16 protein-coding genes are annotated in these 21,073 nt (G+C 65.6%); 6 read left to right on the top strand and 10 right to left on the bottom strand.

The genetic code is table 11. The features are described 5' to 3' along the window. Position 1: 1 nt before the first annotated feature. The 5 genes from JW805_08620 to JW805_08600 all read left to right on the top strand — a co-directional run bounded on the left by JW805_08620 (position 2) and on the right by JW805_08600 (position 7,581). A complete protein-coding gene (locus JW805_08620; GenBank protein ID MBN2972079.1) occupies positions 2-550 on the top strand; it encodes a DUF2062 domain-containing protein in 549 nt (182 codons plus the stop codon). 93 nt (positions 551-643) lie between these two features. Continuing rightward, positions 644-2,656: a peptidase M13 gene (locus tag JW805_08615; protein ID MBN2972078.1), complete on the top strand. Its 2,013-nt coding sequence runs from the start codon at positions 644-646 to the stop codon at positions 2,654-2,656. A gap of 25 nt (positions 2,657-2,681) precedes the next feature. Next, positions 2,682-4,730: a peptidase M13 gene (locus JW805_08610; protein ID MBN2972077.1), complete on the top strand. Its 2,049-nt coding sequence runs from the start codon at positions 2,682-2,684 to the stop codon at positions 4,728-4,730. Positions 4,731-4,803: 73 nt separating this feature from the next. After that, positions 4,804-7,191, top strand: coding sequence for a response regulator (locus JW805_08605; GenBank protein MBN2972076.1), 2,388 nt, complete (start codon positions 4,804-4,806; stop codon positions 7,189-7,191). Positions 7,192-7,230: 39 nt separating this feature from the next. Next, a complete protein-coding gene (locus JW805_08600; GenBank protein ID MBN2972075.1) occupies positions 7,231-7,581 on the top strand; it encodes a response regulator in 351 nt (116 codons plus the stop codon). A 163-nt stretch (positions 7,582-7,744) separates the two neighbouring features. Here the strand turns inward: JW805_08600 and JW805_08595 are convergent, their stop codons facing one another. Next, positions 7,745-10,033: a hypothetical protein gene (locus JW805_08595; GenBank protein ID MBN2972074.1), complete on the bottom strand. Its 2,289-nt coding sequence runs from the start codon at positions 10,031-10,033 to the stop codon at positions 7,745-7,747. A gap of 86 nt (positions 10,034-10,119) precedes the next feature. Between JW805_08595 and JW805_08590 the strand changes: the two genes are divergently transcribed. Beyond that, positions 10,120-10,413: a hypothetical protein gene (locus JW805_08590; GenBank protein ID MBN2972073.1), complete on the top strand. Its 294-nt coding sequence runs from the start codon at positions 10,120-10,122 to the stop codon at positions 10,411-10,413. Here the strand turns inward: JW805_08590 and JW805_08585 are convergent. The 9 genes from JW805_08585 to JW805_08545 all read right to left on the bottom strand — a co-directional run bounded on the left by JW805_08585 (position 10,410) and on the right by JW805_08545 (position 21,051). Further along, positions 10,410-11,588 (bottom strand): VWA domain-containing protein, encoded by a 1,179-nt coding sequence (locus tag JW805_08585; protein MBN2972072.1) that lies wholly within the window; start codon positions 11,586-11,588, stop codon positions 10,410-10,412. The genes JW805_08590 and JW805_08585 overlap by 4 nt on opposite strands. Positions 11,589-11,638: 50 nt before the next feature. Then, positions 11,639-13,027, bottom strand: coding sequence for a hypothetical protein (locus JW805_08580; protein MBN2972071.1), 1,389 nt, complete (start codon positions 13,025-13,027; stop codon positions 11,639-11,641). Between the two features lie 58 nt (positions 13,028-13,085). Further along, positions 13,086-13,631: a CHAP domain-containing protein gene (locus JW805_08575; GenBank protein ID MBN2972070.1), complete on the bottom strand. Its 546-nt coding sequence runs from the start codon at positions 13,629-13,631 to the stop codon at positions 13,086-13,088. 67 nt (positions 13,632-13,698) lie between these two features. After that, on the bottom strand, positions 13,699-14,544 hold the full coding sequence (locus tag JW805_08570) for a MoxR family ATPase (protein MBN2972069.1): 846 nt from the start codon (positions 14,542-14,544) through the stop codon (positions 13,699-13,701). Between the two features lie 326 nt (positions 14,545-14,870). Then, positions 14,871-15,536, bottom strand: a complete 666-nt coding sequence (locus tag JW805_08565) for a hypothetical protein (GenBank protein MBN2972068.1) — start codon at positions 15,534-15,536, stop codon at positions 14,871-14,873. Between the two features lie 121 nt (positions 15,537-15,657). After that, positions 15,658-16,533: a PAS domain-containing protein gene (locus tag JW805_08560; GenBank protein ID MBN2972067.1), complete on the bottom strand. Its 876-nt coding sequence runs from the start codon at positions 16,531-16,533 to the stop codon at positions 15,658-15,660. A 235-nt stretch (positions 16,534-16,768) separates the two neighbouring features. After that, on the bottom strand, positions 16,769-18,769 hold the full coding sequence (rpoD, locus tag JW805_08555; GenBank protein ID MBN2972066.1) for an RNA polymerase sigma factor RpoD: 2,001 nt from the start codon (positions 18,767-18,769) through the stop codon (positions 16,769-16,771). 60 nt (positions 18,770-18,829) lie between these two features. Continuing rightward, on the bottom strand, positions 18,830-20,674 hold the full coding sequence (locus JW805_08550) for a DNA primase (protein MBN2972065.1): 1,845 nt from the start codon (positions 20,672-20,674) through the stop codon (positions 18,830-18,832). Then, positions 20,671-21,051 carry a GIY-YIG nuclease family protein gene (locus JW805_08545; protein ID MBN2972064.1) on the bottom strand — a complete coding sequence of 127 codons (381 nt, stop codon included), beginning with the start codon at positions 21,049-21,051 and terminating at the stop codon, positions 20,671-20,673. The genes JW805_08550 and JW805_08545 overlap by 4 nt, the downstream gene beginning before the upstream one ends. Between the last annotated feature and the right edge of the window lie 22 nt (positions 21,052-21,073).

The raw sequence follows: 21,073 nt of genomic DNA, 5'->3' as shown, positions 1-21,073 counted from the left end.
TATGCGTGTCTGGGGTCGCTTCATCGCCTGGGCGCACCGCAATCTGCCGACGCGCGAAAGCATGGAGCAGAGCCGCATCCTGCGTCCGATAGCGCACCGTGTGCTGGCACCGGCGCTGTGGCGCTTCACGCGGCGCAGCGTACCGCGCGGCGTTGCCTTGGGGATGGTCACGGGCATTCTGATCCCGATGGGTCAGATTCCGGCGTCTGCGGTCCTTGCCCTTCCGTTGCGCGCGAATATTCCCGCGGCCGCACTGACGACTTTCTTCACCAACCCGTTCACGACCCCTGTCCTATGGGGTGCGGCCTACTGGGTCGGGCGTAAAGTCCTGCGGCTCGATGCAACGGTTCCTGGCTCGCCGATCGCGGAGAAGGTCCGCGAAAACATGGATTGGCTGCAGTGGATCTATGCGGAAGCGGGTCCGGCCATCATCGTTGGCCTGCTGGCGTTGACGATCGTCTTCGCCGTCCTGGGTTATGCCGTGACGGCGCTCGGCTGTCGTTGGTGGATTGCCGCAAAGTGGCGGAAACGTCACAATCGAAACGAGTGACGCTTACGCGGAATTGACGATTGTCATCAGTCGGTTACGAGAGGCCATTGCGTGTCGATTGTCACGCTCTCCCCTCCGGCTGAAAGGACGCCCATGCGGGTCTCGCGTCTCGTTTCCACTTTCCTTGCAACCACCATCGCGGTCACTGCCCTCGCTGCGCAGGACGGGCCGCGGATCGGCACCTACGGCTTCGATACCAAGGGCATGGACACCTCGGTCAAGCCCGGCGACGACTTCGATGGCTTTGCCAGCGGCAATTGGGAAAAGACGACCGAAATCCCGGCCGATCGCGCCTCGTGGGGCATGTTTCACGTCCTGCAGGACCAGTCGCTGACGCAAACCCACGCGATCCTGCAGGACTCGGCCAAGCGGCCCGGCACCAAGATCGGCGACTTCTATGCCGCCTATATGGATGAGGCGACGATTGCGAAGAAGGGCATTGCCCCGGTCAAGCCGTGGCTGACCGCGATCGCGAACGCCAAGGACAAGACCGCACTGGTCGTCGAGGCGGGCAAGCTTCAGACGAAGGGCGTCGGCGGTTTGTTCGGCATGGGCGTGACACAGGACAGCAAAGCGCCCGACACCTACATCGTCAGTGCGGGGCAGGCGGGTACCTCGCTGCCCGACCGCGACTATTATCTGAAGGACGACGCCAAGCTGGCGGCTGTCCGCACGGCCTATCAGGCGTATCTCACGCAGTTGTTGACGCTGGCCGGCGAGCCGAACGCACAGACCCGTGCCGCGGCCGTGTTCGAGTTCGAAAAGGCGCTGGCCACGGCGCATTGGACCCGCGTCGAGAACCGCGATGCCGACAAGACCTACAACAAGTGGACCTTTGCCGATTTCGAGGCGAAGGCGCCGGGCTACCCCTGGGCGCAGTGGCAGGCGGCGATGGGCGTACCCCGCCAGTCAGCCTACATCGTCCGCCAGCCGAGCGCGCTGACCGGCGAGGCCAAGGCGTTCGCCGACGCGTCGCTGCCGGTGCTGAAGGACTATTACATGCTGCGTGTGCTGAAGAGCTATGCCAGCATCCTGCCGAAGCCGTTCGAACAGGCTGATTTCGCGTTCACAGGGACGGTCCTGTCGGGCGTGCCGCAGCAACAGCCGCGCTGGAAGCGCGCGGTGTCGGCAACCAGCGGTGCGTTGGGCGAGGAAGTCGGCAAGATCTACGTCGCCCGCTACTTCCCGCCGGCATCGAAGGCGGAAATGGACAAGCTGGTCGTCAACGTCCGTGCAGCGATGCATGACCGCCTGGCTGGGCTGACCTGGATGGCACCGGAAACCAAGCAGAAGGCACTCGCCAAGCTCGCCGCCTTCACCCCCAAGATCGGCTATCCGACCAAGTGGCGCGACTATTCGACGCTGGCGGTGAAGCGCGACGATCTGGTCGGCAATGCGGCGCGCGCGAGCGAGTTCGAATTCCGTCGCGGCCTCGCCAAGCTGGGTAAGCCGATCGATCGGACCGAATGGTTCATGACGCCGATGACGATCAACGCCTATGCCAACCCGCCGATGAACGAGATCGTGTTCCCCGCGGCGATCCTGCAGGCGCCGTTCTTCGATGCAAAGGCTGATCCGGCGATCAACTATGGTGGCATCGGCGCGGTCATCGGTCACGAACTGAGCCACCATTTCGACGATCAGGGCCGCAAATACGACCCGAGCGGAAAGCTGGCCGAGTGGTGGACGCCGGAGGATGTCGCGCGGTTCAAGACCTTCACCGACAAGCTTGTCGCGCAGTATAATCTGTACGAGCCGCTGCCGGGGCAGAAGGTCAACGGATCGCTGACCCTGGGCGAGAACATCGCCGACCTCGCCGGCCTGACGGTCGCCTATGAAGCGTATAAGAAGTCGCTGAACGGCAAGCCGGCGCCGGTGATCGACGGGATGACCGGCGATCAGCGCTTCTACCTTGGCTGGGCACAGGTCTGGCGCAGCAAGGAGCGCGAGCAGGCGCTGCGGCAGGCGCTGCTGACCGACCCGCATTCGCCGGGCGCGCAGCGGGTCGCGATGGTTCGCAATCTCGATCCCTGGTACGCGGCCTTTGGCGTGAAGGATGGCGATGCGCTGTTCCTCAGCCCTGCCGATCGCGTCCGCATCTGGTAATCGACACAGCAGGAGAGGCATAACCATGCGCACCCGCATTCTCATCCTCGCGTCCGCGGCCGTGCTCGGCGCGACGGCGCTCCACGCCCAGCAAGAGTCGTCGTCGCCATCGCCGGCGTCCGCGGCGAAGGCCGAGGGTCCGACCTATGGCACCTTCGGTTTCGACGAGGCCGGCATGGATCGGTCGGTCCAGCCCGGCGACGACTTCAACGCCTTTGCCAACGGCGAGTGGCTGAAGCGCAGCGCGATCCCGGCGGACAAGTCGAGCTATGGCATGTTCAACGTGCTGTCCGACCAGTCCGAACTGCGTACCCGCGGACTGATCGAGGAACAGGCCAAGGCACCGAATTCCAAGATTGGCGCAGCGTATAACGCTTACCTCGACACCGCGACGATCGAGAAGAAGGGCCTGACCCCGGTCAAGCCGTGGCTCGACCGGATCAAGGGTGTGTCGGACAAGGCAGGCTACGTTCGCCTGCTGGCCGAGGCTGACCGCAATGGGGTGTCGGTGCCCTTCAACGCGGGCGTCGGCGCCGACGCCAAGGACCCGAACACCTACACCGTCAGCATGAGCCAGGGCGGGCTCGGCATGCCGGACCGCGACTATTATCTGAGCGCGGATCCGAAACTGGCGGCAGTGAAGACGGCGTATCAGGCACACATCGCCAAGATGTTCACGCTGGCCGGCGAGCCGAATGCCGACGCGCGAGCGAAGGCGATCGTCGATTTCGAAACGCAGATCGCCGACAAGCACTGGACCCGCATCCAGAGCCGCGACGCCGACAAGGGCTATAACAAGATGACGGTCGCCGAGTTGACCGCTCTCGCCCCCGGCTTCGACTTCGCGACCTATCTGAACGCCGCGGGGCTGAAGACGCAGACGGTCATCGTTCGTCAACCGAGCGCCTTCACCGGCATGGCGGCGATCATCGGCGCGGCGCCGATTGCGGTCTTGAAGGACCAACTGCTGATCCGCTCGCTCGATGGCTATGCCTCGGTGCTGCCGGCGGCGTTCGACCAGGAGCGGTTCGCGTTCTTCGGCACGACGCTGACGGGCGTGCCGCAGCAGCAGGAGCGGTGGAAACGCGCGGTTGCCTTTACGCAGGGGGCGCTGACCGACGACATCGCAAAGCTGTATGTGGCACGGTACTTCCCGCCGGAAACGAAGGCCGCGGCCGACGCGCTGGTCAGGAACGTCATCACCGCGATGAAGGCGCGCGTCGCCAAGCTCGACTGGATGACGCCCGAGACGCGGACGAAGGCGGTGGCGAAGCTCGACGCCTTTACCCCGCGCATCGGCTATCCCGACAAGTGGCGCGATTATGCGAGCCTGCGGATCGTCCCGGGCGACGCCTTCGGCAACTCGCTGCGCGCCGCGCAGTGGTCGCACGACTACAACATCGGCAAGCTCGGCAAGCCGGTCTACCGTTGGGAATGGGGGATGACCCCGATGACGGTGAACGCGCAGGCGAACCCGACCCTGGTCGCAATCACCTTCCCGGCTGCGATCCTGCAGCCGCCGTTCTTCGATCCTAAGGCGGATCCGGCGGTCAACTATGGCGGCATCGGTGCCGTCATCGGCCACGAGATCAGCCATCACTTCGACGATCAGGGGTCGAAGTTCGACATCACCGGCAAGCTGACCCAGTGGTGGACCCCCGCCGACGTCGCCGCGTTCAAGCAGCGCACCGACGCGCTGGTTGCACAGTATGACGCGTACGAGCCGCTGCCGGGCTTCCACGTAAAGGGCGGGCTGACGCTGGGCGAGAACACCGCCGACCTGGCGGGGCTGAGTGCCGCCTATGACGCCTACAAGATGTCGCTTGGCGGAAAGCCGGCGCCGGTCATCGATGGCTTCACCGGCGACCAGCGCTTCTATCTCGGCTGGGCGCAGGTCTGGCGGCGCAATTACCGTGAGGCGGCGCTGCGCAACCAGCTGCTGACCGATCCGCATTCGCCGTCGGAACAGCGCACCTGGGTCGTGCGCAATCTCGATCCCTGGTATGCGGCGTTCGATCCGAAGCCGGGCCAGAAACTGTATCTGACGCCCGAGCAGCGCGTGCGAATCTGGTGATTCGAACGCGTTGAGGGCCGTGCGGCGTGCGCGGCCCTTGACGCTCGGGGCAGGGGACGGACATGGGAGAGGGATGGCCTCCATCGCCGATGTTTCCGTCCCCGCCGTCCCGTCCCATTGGCGGATCATCGCCATTGCGGCGACGTGCGGCCTTGCGGCTGCGCTGCTGATCCTCTGGCTGGTCGGCCTGCCCGTCGTCGCGGCAGGCTTCGGCGCAGCGGCGCTGGTGATCGGCGCCGGCGCGATCGCGATCCGGCTGCTGTTCCCGCCGAAGCCGGCACAGGCGGCAGAGCCCGATTGGACCGTCGCCAATGCCATCGCATCTATCGCCGCCGATGCGGTCGCGCTGACCGACCGCGCCGGGCGCCTGGCGTGCGCTAACGATCGCTACGATCAGCTGTTTCGCGGCTATCCCACGCCGCCGAATCTGCCGGTGGATGCTGCCGAGACCGAGCGGCTGGGCAGTGCCGGACGCGCCGCCTGGCGCGATGGTGACGCCGTTACCACGCTTCTGGTCAACGGTATCCGGGTCGACGTGACGATCCGCCGGATCGGCGACACGATGCTGCTTTGGCGCTTTGCCGCGCGCGACAGCGCCGACGTCCTCGCCACGACCAGCGCGCTGCTGGCGGGGCCGGAGGGCGATCGGCTCGGCGAGGCAGGAATCATGGCGGCATTGCTGTCCCCGGACGGCCGTGTCCGCATCGCCAATCGTGTGCTGCGCACGCGTGCGATGGGGCATGACGAGGGGGCGATCGAGGGCCGGGATTTCGCGCGTTTCCTGATCACCGACGCCGCCGGCCTCGTGCGGTTCGAGCGGGAAGGGCTGTCGGGCAACCCGCTGCGCGTGCTTCAGCTGCCGCTGCTCGACACCGACGATGCGCCGATGCTCGTGGCGTTGCTCGACGAGGAGGCGCCAATCCCGGTGCCGGCGATCGGTTCGAGTGCGGCAAGCCACGTCCGCAGCCTGGTCGCGCTGCTGCCGGTGCCGCTCGCGCTGGTCGACCGCGACGGGCGGTTCGTGCACATGAACGACGCGTTCCAGCGCGCCGCGGCGGTCGATGCCGCCGCGCCGCCGCTCTATCCCGGCGACCTGGTCGTACGTGAAGACAAGGGGGCGCTGGCCGATGCGATCCGCCGGTTCGGCGGGGGCGGGGGCTATGCGACCCAATTGCCGGTCCGCTTTGCCGAGCGACCCGACGAACCGGTCCAGATTTCACTGACCGGTGCGCGGGGCTTGGGCGACGCCGCAGTGCTGATGGCGATCAAGGACAATAGCGAGGAAGGCCGGCTGAAGCATCAGGTTGCGCAGGCGACGAAGATGCAGGCGGTCGGCCAGCTGGCGGGCGGTGTCGCGCATGATTTCAACAACATCCTGACCGCGATCATCGGCCACTGTGACCTTATGCTGATGCGCCATACCCCCGGCGACAGCGACTATGACGATATCCAGCAGATCAAGACCAATTCGAACCGCGCCGCCGGCCTGACCCGCCAATTGCTCGCCTTTTCGCGGCAACAGACGTTGCGGCCGCAGGTATTGCAGCTGCCCGACGTGATTTCGGAAGTGTCGAACCTGCTCAAGCGGCTCCTCGGCGAGACGCTGGAGCTGGTCGTGCAGCACGGTCGCAACCTGGGCCCGGTGCGCGCCGATCCGGGGCAACTCGAACAGGTCGTCGTAAACCTTGCGGTCAACGCGCGCGATGCGATGCTGGCGAGCCATCCCAATGGCGGCGGCGTGCTGACGATCGAGACGCTATCGGTGAGTGCAGCGGAGACGCGCCGGCTCAACCATGACGTGCTGCCGGTCGGCGACTATACCGCGCTTCGCATTACCGACACCGGCACCGGCATTCCCGCGGACGTGCTGCCCAAGATTTTCGAGCCGTTCTTCACCACGAAGGAAGTGGGCAAAGGCACCGGGCTCGGTCTTTCGACCGTCTACGGCATCGTCAAACAGTCGGGCGGATATATTTTTGCCGAGAATGTTCCGAAGGGCGGAGCCTCGTTCATCATCTACCTGCCGGTCCATTCGGCAGCGAACGGTGTGGTCCCGCAGAAAGTCGCGAGCAAGCCCAAGACAGGCGAGACCTGGGGGTCGGGTTCCATCCTGCTGGTCGAGGACGAGGACATGGTCCGCGCGGTTGCCGAACGCGCGCTGACCCGCCAGGGCTATACCGTGCGGACGGCCGAAAACGGCGAAGTCGCGTTGGACGTGCTGGGCGACGGGCCCGCCCCCGACCTTCTCGTGTCCGACGTCGTCATGCCGTCGATGGACGGCCCGACGATGGCGCGGCGGGTGCGGGCACGCTTCCCTGACGTGCCGATCCTGTTCATGTCGGGTTATGCGGAGGAGCAACTGCGCAAGTCGATCGACCTCGACAATGTCGCCTTCCTCCCCAAGCCGTTCTCGGTGCAGCAGCTTGGTGAAGCGGTCCGTGACGCCCTGGCTAGCAAATAGCGCTTGGCCGAAAGCGAAAGCTTCGCATATGGGCGAGGAATGTCAGACCGTTCGCGTATCCTGATCGTCGAAGACGAGCCCCTGATTGCCATGATGCTCGAGGATTTCCTCGATGCCCTGGACAAGGACGTTGCCGGCACCGCCGAAAGCGTGCCGGCGGCATTGGAGCTGGTACAGGCCGGCGGCATCGATGCCGCGATCCTCGACGTGAACCTGCGCGGCGGTGAGCAGAGCTGGCCGGTGGCCGATGCCCTGGCCGAAGCGGGTGTTCCGTTCGTGCTGGCGACCGGCGGCGGCGACGGCGCGATCGCGGACGCGCATAAGGGCAGGCCGGTGTTGGCCAAGCCGTTCACGATGGACGGTATCGAAAAGGCGCTGGCGGCGCTGTAAACGCGTCTCGCAGACCGGCGTCGATTATCGTTTCGCGGTCTGCGCTCGACTGCGCTTCTACCTCAGTCCGGCTCTTTCCGCATGTGGATGCGGGACTGGCCGGCGATGCCACATCCCGCGACTTCCCTCGCGATAACCAGCTATGGGGCGCTGGCGGGAACCCTTAAGCCCGCAACCGCTCGATCGCCTGGGCCAGCGCGACGTACAATTTGCCCATGTCGGACGACAGCAACGTCACGCCCAGCGGCGATCCGTCGCGCTGGGTCAGAATCTGGCGCAACATCGCCTCGAAATCGTGGATGTAGCGATTGACGTGCTCGCGAAACTCGGGGTCTTCCTGATGCAGTCGCGCAATCTCCCGGGCCTCGCCGGCATCGAGAAGGCGCACCGCGCGGCGGGTGAAGACGCCGCGGTCACCCTTCAGATAGGCCGACCAGGCGCTGTCGGAGACTTCGTGAGAGAAGGTCTTCGTGATGTCGATCGACGAGGAATTGAGTGCCTCGATCAGCAACGACACCCGGCGCGCGAAATTGTCCTGATTGCTCGCCTCGCGCTCGGCTCGCTCGGCATCGATCCGCGCCTCGATCGTCGCGGTCGATTCGGCGATCGTCATCAACTGCTGCGACAGGCGTTCCGACGCGCGGGTTGCCGCCTCGACCGCGCCTTCCGACGCGTCGCGCAGTTCGGCAAGCGGTTGGGGCAGGGCGCGTGCAAAGGCCTGGCGGACCGCATCGGCGCTGGCGCGTTCGATCGCGGTCGCGGCTTCCGGAATGACCCCGGTCAATACCGCACGCGCGCTGTCGGCGGCGCGATCGGCGGTTTCGCGAATCCGGCCGAGCGCTTCGACCAGTTGCGGCGCGGCGTCTTCGGCAAAGCGGCGGGTCTTGGCGATGGCGTCGCCGACGACGCTGTCCATCGTCAGCGCCTTGTCCTGCCCGATGTCGAGAGCTTCGGTCAGCGTCGCGGTGATCTCCGCCAGCTTCTCGCGTTCGGTCGTGACCAGCGCATTGACGGCCTCCACCGCGACATGCGTGCTCTCGGCCGCGGTCACCAGCGCCAGCAGTTCGGGCTTTGCCGCGCCGACCAGGCGCCGCGTCTCGACAATGCGCTGGTCGAGCCGCGCGATCGCGTCGGGCAGGGTTTCGTCGAGCTCGCGCGACGAAGCATCGAGTGCGGTCAGCAGCTCTTCGGTCGTGCCGATCAGCGTCCGCGCGGTCGCATCGCCGACGCGCATCGTCTCGCGCATTGCCTCGGTCGACACGGTCAGCGCGCTGATCGACGCGGCCAGAGCCTGGCTCTTGGCCATCCCCTCGCTATGCATCCGATCGAGCTGCTCGGTCGCGCCGTCGACGTTCAGTACCAGCGTTTCGAACAGGGCGTCGCTCTCGTGACGCTCGGCACCCAGCTTCTCGGAGATGCGGACGACGACTCCCTCGACGTCCTGCAGCCGCGATTGCAGCGCGTCGGCCCCGTCGCGACCCGTCTTTTCCAGCGCGGCCTGGCTGGCGGCGATCATCGCCAGCATTGCCTCGCCCTGCGCCGCGATGCCCTTGCGGGCTTCGTCGATCGCTTCGGCCGCCCGTTCGAGCACGGCGTCGACCGAATCGCCCATCTGTGCGGCTGCGGTATCGAGCCGCTGGGCCGCCGCCTCGGTCGCGCTTTCGGTGCGTTGCACATGCGCCGCCAGTCGGGCGGCTGCGCCGGACGCGATCTCTTCCGCGCTGCGACCGCGCTCGGCGAGGGCCGACAATTGCGTGTCGAGCGCGGCAGCGTGGGTGGAGGCGTTCAGCCCGACCGCCTCGATCGACTGCGCCATGCCGGTCCATTCGGCATGCGCCTTGGGCAGCGCGTCGAAGACATTGGCCAGGGCGCGTTCGGCGTTGGACGACGCCTGGGTGATGGTGCCGCACAGATTTTCGAGGAGCTGCGCCTCGGCGGTGATCTGACCGCCCAGCGAGCGGAGCCGATCGGACGCGACATCGCCGATCTGCGACAGGATCGTCGCCTGTTCGACGAGCGATTCGCGGTTTGCGGCTATGCGATCCCCAAGACTGGCTACGGTACGCTCGAGGTTGGCGGCTTCCGCCCGCATCGCGCGTGCCGTGGCGCCGAAGCGATGCGCCTCTGCGCGGCTCGTCCGCAACGCGAGCAGGCACAGCACGGCGACCAGTGTCGGCACGACGCACAGAGCTGCGGCGAACTGGACGAACGCGACCGGCGGTAGCGGAAAGGCGTCACGCGCGAACCACAGCATTGCGCCGACCCAGCCGACCGATACCAGTCCGCCCAGCACCGGCAGCGCCCAGGTGAAGCGCGGCGTGTCGGGTTCGTACAGCGCGATATAGGGATCCTCGTCCAGCCCCGTCTCCTGTGTCGCCAAGGCCGGAAAATCCTGAGCCAGTTCCTCGTCCGTCGCCGGACGCAGACCGATGATGCGCGAACCCCCGTTCATAAATGGGACACCTATCACGAAATGCGCCGCGTGACAGGGGGCTGCGGCAACCTCGCCTTAAACATGCCGCCCGTAGCTTTCCGGCCATGGCATATGACCCCGGAGCAATCGACGCGACGCTGGCCGCCGCAGTCGGCGACGACCCCGCGCTGATCGCGGAGCTGCGCGAAGTCTTTCTCGACAGCGCAAAGGCGGGCGTGACCGCGATGACGCGCGCCGACGGCAGCGCGCAGTGGATCGATCAAGCCCTGCGCCTGAAGGGGCTGGCCGCCAGCTTCGGCGCCGTGCGGCTGATGGCATTGGCCGGCGACGCCGCGAACGCGCCGGCGGGCGACGCCGAAACGCTGCGCAAGCTGCGCCGGGCCGTCGAGCGCCTTTAGTTCTTGCGGACCAGCTCGCGCATCGCCGCGTCGAGCCCCGCAAGCGTCAGGGGGTACATGCGGTCGTTCAGCAGCTCCCGGATGATTCGGGTCGATTGCGAATAGCCCCAATGATCCTCCGGCGACGGATTTAGCCAGATCGTCGCGGGATAGGTGTTCGTCAGCCGCTTCAGCCAGACGGCGCCGGCTTCCTCGTTCATATGTTCCACCGACCCCCCGGGGTGGGTGATCTCATACGGGCTCATTGCCGCGTCACCGACCAGCACGACCTTGTAGTCATGCCCGAATTTGTGGAGCACGTCCCAGGTCGGCGTGCGTTCGGTGAAGCGGCGACGATTATCCTTCCACACGCCTTCGTACAGGCAATTGTGGAAGTAGAAGAATTCGAGGTTCTTGAACTCCGACGTCGCGGCGGAGAATAGCTCTTCGCAGAGCTTGATGAATGGATCCATCGATCCGCCGACGTCGAGAAACAGCAACAGCTTCACCGCATTGTGGCGTTCCGGCCGCATGCGGACGTCGAGCCAACCCTGTTTCGCGGTCCCCTCGATCGTGCCGTCGATATCCAGCTCATCGGCCGCGCCTTCGCGCGCGAAGCGGCGCAGGCGGCGTAGCGCCACCTTGATGTTGCGCGTTCCCAGCTCGCGCGTGCTGTCGAGATTCCGGAACTCGCGCTGGTCCCAGACCTTGATCGCGCGCTTGTGCCGGCTCTCCCCGCCGATGCGGACGCCCTCCGGGTTGTAGCCCGAGTTGCCGTAGGGCGACGTCCCGCCCGTGCCGATCCACTTGTTGCCGCCCTGGTGGCGCCCCTGTTGTTCCTCGAGCCGCTTCTTCAGAGTCTCCATGATCTCGTCCCACGAGCCGAGCGATTCGATCTTCGCCATCTCCTCGGGGCTCAGGAATTTCTCGGCGACGGCCTTCAGCCAGTCTTCGGGAATGTCGGCACCCTGCACGCCGGAGCTGGTGGCGATACCGCGGAATACCTTGGCGAAGACCTGGTCGAACCGGTCGAGAAGGCCTTCGTCCTTCACGAAGGTCGCGCGGGCGAGATAGTAGAACGCCTCTGGTGTCTGCTCGATCACGTCACGGTCGAGCGCTTCGAGCAGCAGCAGATGCTCCTTCAGGCTCGCCGGAATACCGGCGGCACGCAGTTCGTCCAGAAAGGCGAGGAACATGGTGGGCGTTGTGGCCGTGGGTCGCCGCCGACGCAAGCCTGCGCGACGGTCTAGCGCAGGCGGAACAGCCGCCAGTGAAAATTGGTCATGCCGACTGCCCGCAGGGTGGCGAAGGGGACATAGACGCGCCCGCAGCGCCGCTCGATCTCGGGAAACGCCTCGTCGTCGTAGCGATCGATGAAGAGGAAAGGCGCGCCCGAACAGTCCTGCCGGGTAATTCGCAGAGGATATTGGTGGACCAGAGCGGCGGCGGTGACGACCGGCACGGCGCTTTGCCGATCGACGAGAATGCCGGTTCCGCGCGGCGCGACCTGTCGCATCGCGACAATGGCCCGTCCGGGATCGCCGCGCTGGTTGCGGATCAGCCGCGCGTCCTCGATCAGACTAGCCCCGACCAGCAGCGCCACGGCGGTAAGCGCTGCCACGCGCCGCCGACCGCCCGTGCGAATCCAGGTGCCCGCGACATCACTCAGCATCAGCGCGATCGCGACCGCCATCAGCGCATAATAGCGGGCATGACCCGGATTGCCCGGCTGGAGCACCGCCACGGCCGCGGGAAACGCGACCAGCGCCAGCCAGTAAAAGGCAACGCGCGGACTGCGTTGGCGGGTCGCAAGCATGAGGACCACGAGCAGGGCGAGGGCGGGCCAGGCAGCAATCACGGGATTAGCGATCGTGTATCCGGTGATCGAGAACAGCGCGCGCAACTGGTCATGGCCGGTATAGGCGAGATAGGCGCCGAAGCGCATCCCGCCGGAATTCAGCTTGGCTGCCAGCAGGATGCCGCCCAGCACGAGCGCGCCGGCGATCGCCGCGGGGGCAAATGTCCGCGCGGTCTCGGCAACTGCTGTCCGGAACGGCATGCGCCGCGCCAGCGTCATAAGCGCCCACCCCGTGACTGCGACCAGACCGACGACCATCGTCAGCTGCGACAAGACGCCGATCACGCTCCAGAGGACGAGCGCCGCCGTTGGCCGCATCCCGCCGTCCAACCAATGCTGGGTTCGCAGGAGGACCATCAGCAGCGCGAGCATCATCGGGGCATAGCCGCGCGCCTCCGACCCATAATGTGCAAAGAACGGCGACACCGCGAAGATCGTCGCGGCGACCAGCGCCGCCGGCCAACTGTCCCGACGCGCGAGCATCGCGGCGACAACGACCGTCGCCGTGCTCGTGACGATAGCAAGCGCACGCTGGAGCACGGGCGGGGCGTCGATCCCGACCCATTGCATCCACAGGCTGTTCAGATGATGATTATTGTCGTGATTGATGCCGAGGAACACGCCGAGCGGGGTGTGCGCCGCCTGTGCGTGCATCGCCGACCAGGCCTCGTCCAGCCATAGGGCCCCTTGTCCCATCGCGATCCGCAGCACGAGTGCGCCGGCGGCCAGGGCCAGGACGATCGTCCATTCCCGGCGCGTAAGACTGGGGGCGGGCACTGTCTCCATCGTGGTCGACGCTATGGCCTGCGTGGTTAACGCCGCGTCAATCCGCGCATCAGCCGCCGTAGGCGTCGATCAGCGATCCGACATAGTCCGGGCGACTGCCGCTCAACTCCGGCGTGGTTGCCCCCTTCGGGCCGTAGATGAAGCCGTGGACTGCGTAGGTGGAGCCGCCGAGGCCGGTCACGCCCTTGTACCAGACGCGCACCTGCGACCAGTCGTTACCCGGCGAGACGTCGAACAACGTCACATCCTGTTCGACGAAGCCGCGCCGCCCGTCCTGACGAGACCAGTTGGCGTGGGTCAACATCAGCACGCGTGGCTCGACCACACGGCTGACGACCGCGACATGGCCGAGGCGCAGCTTGTCGGAGCGGGCAAAAGCCACGACAGCCCCGACACGCGGCTCGTGTCCGCGGGGATAGCGGCCCTTGGCCTGATCCCACCACGTCCAGGCATCACCGAAGATCTGGATACCCGACGCGGCACGGGCGAAGGGCACGCACTGGCCGACATAATCGAGGATGGAGGCTGTCGCGGGAACCGGCGCTGTCAGCAGCGCCAGACCGATCCCGATTCGCTTGAACGCACCGTCGAACATCGCGGATGATATGTCCGCGTCGCGGTTTCCATTCAGTTACCGTGGCTTACCGTATCGTGTCGAAAGGTCATCGCCCCTGACGCCGGGCCATGAAGGCCAACCGTTCGAACAGCATTACGTCCTGCTCGTTCTTCAACAGCGCGCCATGCAGCGGCGGGATCGCCTTCGTCGGATCGCGGTTCTGCAGCACCTCCAGGGGCATGTCCTCGTGCAGCAGCAACTTCAGCCAATCAAGCAGTTCGGACGTGCTGGGCTTTTTCTTCAGACCGGGCACCTCGCGCAGTTCGTAGAAGACGTCCATCGCGCGGGTCACGAGCAGCTTCTGGATGCCGGGAAAATGGACATCGACGATCGCCTGCATCGTCTCGCGATCGGGGAATTTGATATAGTGGAAGAAGCACCGCCGCAGGAAAGCGTCGGGCAACTCCTTTTCATTGTTCGACGTGATCACGACGATCGGGCGGTCGACGGCGCGCACCGTTTCCTTGGTCTCGTAGACGTGGAACTCCATCCGATCGAGTTCCTGGAGCAGATCGTTCGGAAATTCGATGTCGGCCTTGTCAATCTCGTCGATCAGCAGGACGGGCAGGGTGGGGCTGGTGAAGGCTTCCCACAATTTGCCGCGACGGATGTAATTGCCGATGTCATGGACCCGTGGGTCACCCAGTTGGCCGTCGCGAAGGCGGGCGACCGCGTCATATTCGTACAGGCCCTGTTGCGCCTTGGTCGTCGATTTGACGTTCCATTCGATCAGCGGAGCGCCGACGGCCTTTGCGATCTCCTGCGCCAGCACCGTTTTGCCGGTGCCGGGCTCGCCCTTGACCAGAAGCGGACGGCGGAGGGTGACGGCGGCATTGACCGCGACCTTCAGGTCGTCGGTCGCCACATAATTTTGAGTGCCTTCGAAACGCATGGCGCATGCGTAGCGGGTCGTCCGCGACGCGCCAAGGGCCAGTGCTTAGGGTCTGTACTCGATCAGGACGGGGTCGTGACGGAGCCGATTTTGGTTCAGGGCAAGACGCGAGGAGGGGAGCGATGCTGATGCATCGTGACCCCAGGGGATTGTGGCTCGCGACGCCGTCCCTGGGTCAAGATCGGCCCGCCGCTTCGCGGTCGCCTGCAGGAGGGTGCTGGACGGCGTCGCTTTCTTGCAGGTGGCACTGCTACCTGCTGCGCTGCACTCCTTGCCAGCGTCTACCTGCGGGCGTTCACGATCCCCGTCCTGATCGAATACCGACCCTAGCCTGCGTTGCGAGCCTCCGCGCGCGCCTCGAGCAATTGCCATAGCGCATGATGCTGGGCGAGCAGTTGCTGCGCCCCGAACAGCAGCGCACGGTCGAAGGGGGCAGTGCCGGCGATCGCGCCGATCAGCGCGGCCGTTTCAGTCCGCGAGGGCAGGGCAGACGGCGCGATGTCGATGCCGACCCGTGCCGCTGTGGTGTCGAGCACGCCGCGGATCGCCGCCCAATCGAGCACCAGCGCCAAAGACGCGCCGATCGGGCAGCCCTTGCGGTCGGACGTAGCCAGCATGTCGAGGGCGTGGCGCTGCGCGGTGATGGCGGCTTCGGTTTCGGCTTGGCCGGGTGTGCTTGGCAGCGGGCCAACCGCTGCGACGAGGCGGACCAGGCTTGCCCGCTCTTCGGCAAAGGCGGCCGTCGCCCCGTCGAGCCATTCAACCGCGGCATCGGAAACGGGGCGCGCGGCCGTCGAATCGATCACGCCGGGCTGGCGGCCATGGAGCAAGCACAGGCAATGGACCGCATCGGCGAGATCGCGCGCGGGGGCATCGGGGCGCCGCAGCGACGCGGCAAAGCCTTCGCGGGCGCTGCCGTCGTTTTCGACCAAGCCCGCAAGCGCATTCCATGCGTCACTCGACCTGTCGCCTTGCGTCGTCGCGAAAACCATCGACCGTTACCACTCCGTCAGAAATTCCCGGCCGGCGCCGGTCGGTTCTGTCTTCGGGCAAAGCCTATACCGAACCGCGTAAAGATGCGGTTGATGACGACTTAACTACGGTAATCGACGATTATTCCGCGTGCGTCGACACGGGATCGATCGATAGCGTGGCAAGAACGGCATCGCCCGACACGCGCAGGAGCTCCCCTGAAAAGGCGATCCGTACCGGAATCATGGTGCCCCCTTGCGCGACGAGACGCGCGCGAACCGCATGGGCCGACATGGTGTCGATCGCGCGTTCCAGCGTATCGCCGACGCCGACGCGGGTCGGCAGGTCGAACAAGGTCGGCAATCGTACGCTGCGGTAAGCGGCCGCGACCAGCCCCGACATGCGCTCGAACGACGTGGACGCGTCGACGATGTATCCACGCAGATTGATCTGCAGCCACGCGACATTACCGAGCAGACCGACCATATCGTCGATCGCCTGCATCCGCGCCCGTGCCAACGACTGAATTTCCTGGGCCGTGCGGTCGTGACCGACGATGCAGACACCGCCGTCGTACGGTTCGATCGAAACATCGACCCGACGGCTGCCATCGCGTCCCAGGCGGAGTTGCAGGCGTTCGGGGACGCCGCCGGCCCGTGCCGCTTCGACTGCGCTGAGCAGGAACGGGCGCACTTCGTCGGGCAGGATATCGTTCAGCGTCTTGCCGCGCCAGTCGACCCGACCCAGCAGGTGGCGCGCCGGCGGACTGACGCCGATCAGGCACAGGTCAGGATCGGTGACCAGAACGATCGAATCCATCATGTCGAGCAGGGTCGCCAGGCCGTCACGATCCGGTTTGTCCTGATCGCGTGACGAAACGAGGCGTTCGAGGAAATCGACAGAGGTCAGCACCAGCTTCGGGCGACCATGGTGATGGATATAGACGGGCTGGTTCATTGCCCGATCGCGCCAGGCGCCGAAGTGGCGGACGAGGTCGGACGCAGTGACAGCTTCCATAATCTCCGACGCCTGCCTGTGGGACGATCCGATGAGGGCCACGTTACTTTAATCGCAAAGGATTTCCCCAAAAGAATGATCCATTTAGCGACCAATCTTTGATTAACTAATGTTAAAATCGATCGCGGGAACGATCGACGTTGACTGATTGCGTCAGCGAGCGTGATTTCGGCCGGCCGCGTCTTTACGGGTCCGTTCTCGATAAAAAAGGCCCGGGGGTTGCCCGGGCCTTGTCTTATTGGTCGAGGAAAGACCGCATCTTGCGGCTTCGGCTGGGGTGTTTCAGCTTGCGCAGCGCCTTCGCCTCGATCTGACGGATACGTTCGCGCGTCACGCTGAACTGCTGGCCGACCTCCTCCAGCGTGTGGTCGGTGTTCATGCCGATGCCGAAGCGCATGCGCAGCACGCGCTCTTCGCGCGGCGTCAGGCTGGCAAGCACCCGGGTCACCGTTTCCTTCAGATTCGCCTGGATCGCCGCATCGACCGGAATGACCGCATTCTTGTCTTCGATGAAGTCGCCCAGGTGGCTGTCTTCCTCGTCGCCGATCGGCGTTTCGAGGCTGATCGGCTCCTTGGCGATCTTCATCACCTTGCGCACCTTCTCGAGCGGCATGCTCAGGCGCTCGGCCATCTCCTCGGGCGTCGGCTCGCGACCCTGCTCGTGGAGGAACTGGCGGCTGGTACGGACCAGTTTGTTGATCGTCTCGATCATATGGACCGGGATGCGGATCGTGCGCGCCTGGTCGGCGATCGAGCGGGTGATCGCCTGGCGGATCCACCACGTCGCATAGGTCGAGAACTTGTAGCCGCGGCGGTACTCGAACTTGTCCACCGCCTTCATCAGGCCGATGTTGCCTTCCTGGATCAGGTCCAGGAACTGCAGCCCGCGATTGGTGTACTTCTTGGCGATCGAGATCACGAGGCGCAGGTTGGCCTCGACCATCTCCTTCTTCGCGATCCGCGCCTCGCGCTCGCCCTTCTGCACCATGTTCACGATGCGGCGGAATTCGCTCAGCGCCATGCCGGTCTGCTGTGCGATTTCCGCGATTTCGGTGCGAATGCGATCGACCGCGCCGGCTTCGTTGGCCGCGAACGCCGCCCATTTCTTGTCGTTCTTGGCGTTTGCCGCCAGGAAATTCTCGTCGAGTTCATGGTCGACATAGGCGTCGAGGAACGCCTTGCGCGGCACCTTGTGGCGCTCGGCGAGCCGCAGCATCTGGCCGCCCAGCGCCGTCAGCCGGCGATTGAAGCTGTAGAGCTGGTCGACGAGATATTCGATCTTCGCCTGGTGGAACTGGACGCTCTCGACCTCCGCGGTCAGGTCTTCGCGCAGCTTGTGATACTTGCGCTCGTCCGCCGACGACAGTTCGCCGCCCGCGCCCATCGCTTCCAGGCGCTGTTCCTGGACCTTCGCGAACTTCTTGTAGATCGCGGTGATGTTGGCGAACTTCTCCAGCGCCTGCGGCTTGAGCGTCTCCTCCATCTGCGCGAGGCTGAGCGTATTGTCCTCGTCCTCGTCGTCGCTGGGGCGCGGCGCGCGGCGCTCGGTCATGTCGTCGTCTTCGTCCGCGGACGCCTCTTCGGGCTCTTCCTCGTCCTTGAAGCTGGCGCCGGCGGTCTTCTCGCTGATCTCGCCGCTGTCGTCTTCCTCGGCGCCCTCGACCTGCTCGGCCGACGGGCCCTTCGACAGCATGGCGTCGAGATCCAGAATCTCGCGCAGCTGCATCGTCCCTTCGTTAAGCGCAGTCGACCACCCGATGATGGCATTGAAGGTGATCGGCGATTCGCACAGCCCCAGGATCATCGTGTCGCGGCCGGCCTCGATCCGCTTCGCGATCGCGATCTCGCCCTCGCGCGACAGCAGCTCGACCGCCCCCATCTCGCGCAAGTACATGCGGACGGGATCGTCGGTACGATCGACCGTTTCCTTCTTCTTCGCGACTTCGAAGGTCTGGCTGCCATCGGTGCCGTCATCCGACGCTTCCGTCTCGTCGGAGGAATCCTCCTCCTGCTGCTCATCCTCGCCGGCGTCTTCATTCTCGACGACGTTGATGCCCATGTCGTTCAACGCCGACATGACGTCTTCGATCTGCTCGCTGGACATCTGGTCCTGTGGGAGCATTTCGTTCAGCTGGTCGACGGTGATGTACCCGCGCTTTTTCGCGCGCGCGACGAGCTTCTTCAGCGACCCTTCGTTCAGGTCGATCAGCGGCGCGTCGCCCGTGTCGATCGTCATATCGTCGCCGCCGCTGTTGCCGCCGCCGTTGGACTTAGCCATCAATTACCCTCGGGATACTCAAGTCTGCTCTTTGTCATCGAGCATGAGATTTGCAAGTCGTGCTTCGAGTGCCTGTCGTTCTTTTACCAACGCCACCTGCCGCGCGAACGCTTCGTCGGTGAAGCGATCCGCCACCGCGGCGGTCGCCTGCGCCAGTGCCGCATCGACCGCAGGACGCGCTGCGAGCACCGCGATCGCCTCGTCCAGGTCGGCGCGGGCCTGCTCCTCGTCCGCATCGCGGCTCGTGAAGCTGAACCGCACGGTATCGGCGCGAAGCAGTTCGCTCGCCATCGAATCGAAACCCGACCGGGCCAATATGGTGACAAGCCCCGCGCTATCAAGCGCACGGTCTTCCAGCGCGACATCGACGACCGCTTCGAACAGCCGACCGAGCGCGCCGTCGGCGAGGCGCAGGCTGCTGAGAACCTCCATGTGACGGGCGATCTCGGCCGGATGACGAATGAGACCGGCGATGATTGCCTTGGCGAGCACTCGGTCGATCCCCGTGGTGCCGACCGCGCGAGCCGTGGAGGAGGGGGGCTCGGGCGGGGGCGTCCATTTCTGACCGGGCCTGCGCGGCGCGCGCGGGGTGAAGCTGCGCGGGGCAGGCGCGAAATGCGCGTCGAAACGGCGCCGGAACTCGGCGCGATATTCCTCGGCGACGCTGCGATCCTGGATCGCCTGCGCCAAATCGCCGAGTCGTCGTTTCAGCCCGGCCCGCTGCTCCGGCGTATCGAGCGGTTCGGCGTTCAGCTCGTGCGTCCACAAACGGTCGACCAGAGGCTCGCTCTGGCGCAGCAAGGCGTCGAATGCCGCCGGCCCCTTCGCACGGACGAGATCGTCCGGGTCCTGTCCGTCGGGGATCGTGACAAAGCACAGGCTGCGCCCTGGCGCGAGCATCGGCAGCGCACGCATCGCCGCACGCATCGCCGCCTTCTGCCCGGCCGCATCGCCGTCGAAGCACAGGATCGGTACGTCCGCAATTCGCCACAGCCGTTCGAGCTGGTGCTCCGTCAGCGCGGTTCCGAGCGGCGCGACGGCTTCCTCGAACCCGGCTTGGGCGAGTGCGATGACATCCATATAGCCCTCGACCGCGATGACCCGCTCGGACTTGCGGGCGGCGGGCAGGGCGCGGTCTAGATTGTAGAGCGTGCGCCCCTTGTCGAAGAGCGGCGTCTCCGGCGAGTTGAGATATTTCGGCTCACCCTGGCCGATGATGCGCCCGCCGAACGCGATCGTCCGCCCGCGCGGATCGCGGATCGGAATCATCAACCGTCCGCGGAAGCGGTCGTAGGGCGTCTTGTCGTCGACAGCGATCAGCAGACCGGCCTCGACCAACATCGCGTCGCCGTAGCCTTTCAGGGCATCCTTCAGCTTGCCGCGCGAATCGGGGGAGAAGCCAAGGCCGAACGTCCGCGCCGTTTCGGCCCGGATCCCGCGGGCCTCCAACGCCGCGCGCGCTTCGGTGCCGGCGATGCCGTGGAGCTGCTCGGTGAACCACGTGGCGGCGTCCGCCATCGCCTCGTGCAGCCCCTTCGCCTTTTCCGCCTTCGCCGCGGCACGACGATCGAGCGCCGGCAGCTCCATGCCCGCGGCCTGGGCAAGTTCCTTCACCGCATCCATGAACGGCAGGCCCCGGTTGTCGGTCAGCCAGCGGATGGCGTCGCCATGCGCCCCGCACCCGAAGCAGTGATAGAAGCCCTTGTCGTCGTTGACGTAGAAGCTTGGCGACTTTTCGTTGTGGAACGGGCAGCAGGCGCGAAACTCGCGGCCGGCCTTTTGCAGCTTCGTGGTCTTGCCGATGAGCGACGAGAGGAGCGTGCGAGTGCGGAGTTCGTCGAGGAATTGGGGCGTGAGGGTCATGGGTAAGACGGCCCCTCGACTTTGCTCGGGACGAACAGATGGTTCGACACCGCCTCATCCTGCCCGCCGTTCGTCCCGAGCGACGTCGAGCGACGCTCAGCGGGGGGCTTTGCCCAGTAGGACAGCGCGGCCCAATCACCGGCGATCAGCGCCTCTTTCTTCTTGCGCGCCCACGGACTGATGGAGAGTTCGGCTTCGAGCGCCTCGATCCGTGTCGGGAAATCTTGGAAGCAAACCGGCATCGCTGGCTGGCGGCGTGCTGTGACGTCGCAATATCCGCCAGCGTCATGCTCCGCGATCCGGCCGTCGAGGTTGTCGGTATGGCCGGTATCGTGTCGGCCATCGGCGCACCGCAGAATATAGGTCCAGAACGCCATCGCTACGCTGTGACAGACGGGG

Source organism: Roseomonas aeriglobus (assembly GCA_016937575.1).
Lineage (GTDB): Bacteria > Pseudomonadota > Alphaproteobacteria > Sphingomonadales > Sphingomonadaceae > Sphingomonas > Sphingomonas aerigloba.
Note: the sequence above shows the minus strand (reverse complement) of the source record. Positions and strands in the feature narration are given on the sequence as shown.

What these genes read in the sequence shown, in the direction of transcription:
- JW805_08620 (MBN2972079.1), top strand. Translation starts at nt 2, where the DNA reads ATGCGTGTCTGGGGTCGCTTCATCGCCTGGGCGCACCGCAATCTGCCG.
- JW805_08615 (MBN2972078.1), top strand. Translation starts at nt 644, where the DNA reads ATGCGGGTCTCGCGTCTCGTTTCCACTTTCCTTGCAACCACCATCGCG.
- JW805_08610 (MBN2972077.1), top strand. Translation starts at nt 2,682, where the DNA reads ATGCGCACCCGCATTCTCATCCTCGCGTCCGCGGCCGTGCTCGGCGCG.
- JW805_08605 (MBN2972076.1), top strand. Translation starts at nt 4,804, where the DNA reads ATGGCCTCCATCGCCGATGTTTCCGTCCCCGCCGTCCCGTCCCATTGG.
- JW805_08600 (MBN2972075.1), top strand. Translation starts at nt 7,231, where the DNA reads ATGTCAGACCGTTCGCGTATCCTGATCGTCGAAGACGAGCCCCTGATT.
- JW805_08595 (MBN2972074.1), bottom strand. Translation starts at nt 10,033, where the DNA reads ATGAACGGGGGTTCGCGCATCATCGGTCTGCGTCCGGCGACGGACGAG.
- JW805_08590 (MBN2972073.1), top strand. Translation starts at nt 10,120, where the DNA reads ATGGCATATGACCCCGGAGCAATCGACGCGACGCTGGCCGCCGCAGTC.
- JW805_08585 (MBN2972072.1), bottom strand. Translation starts at nt 11,588, where the DNA reads ATGTTCCTCGCCTTTCTGGACGAACTGCGTGCCGCCGGTATTCCGGCG.
- JW805_08575 (MBN2972070.1), bottom strand. Translation starts at nt 13,631, where the DNA reads ATGTTCGACGGTGCGTTCAAGCGAATCGGGATCGGTCTGGCGCTGCTG.
- JW805_08570 (MBN2972069.1), bottom strand. Translation starts at nt 14,544, where the DNA reads ATGCGTTTCGAAGGCACTCAAAATTATGTGGCGACCGACGACCTGAAG.
- JW805_08565 (MBN2972068.1), bottom strand. Translation starts at nt 15,536, where the DNA reads ATGGTTTTCGCGACGACGCAAGGCGACAGGTCGAGTGACGCATGGAAT.
- JW805_08560 (MBN2972067.1), bottom strand. Translation starts at nt 16,533, where the DNA reads ATGGAAGCTGTCACTGCGTCCGACCTCGTCCGCCACTTCGGCGCCTGG.
- rpoD (MBN2972066.1), bottom strand. Translation starts at nt 18,769, where the DNA reads ATGACGATCGACACGGGCGACGCGCCGCTGATCGACCTGAACGAAGGG.
- JW805_08550 (MBN2972065.1), bottom strand. Translation starts at nt 20,674, where the DNA reads ATGACCCTCACGCCCCAATTCCTCGACGAACTCCGCACTCGCACGCTC.
- JW805_08545 (MBN2972064.1), bottom strand. Translation starts at nt 21,051, where the DNA reads ATGGCGTTCTGGACCTATATTCTGCGGTGCGCCGATGGCCGACACGAT.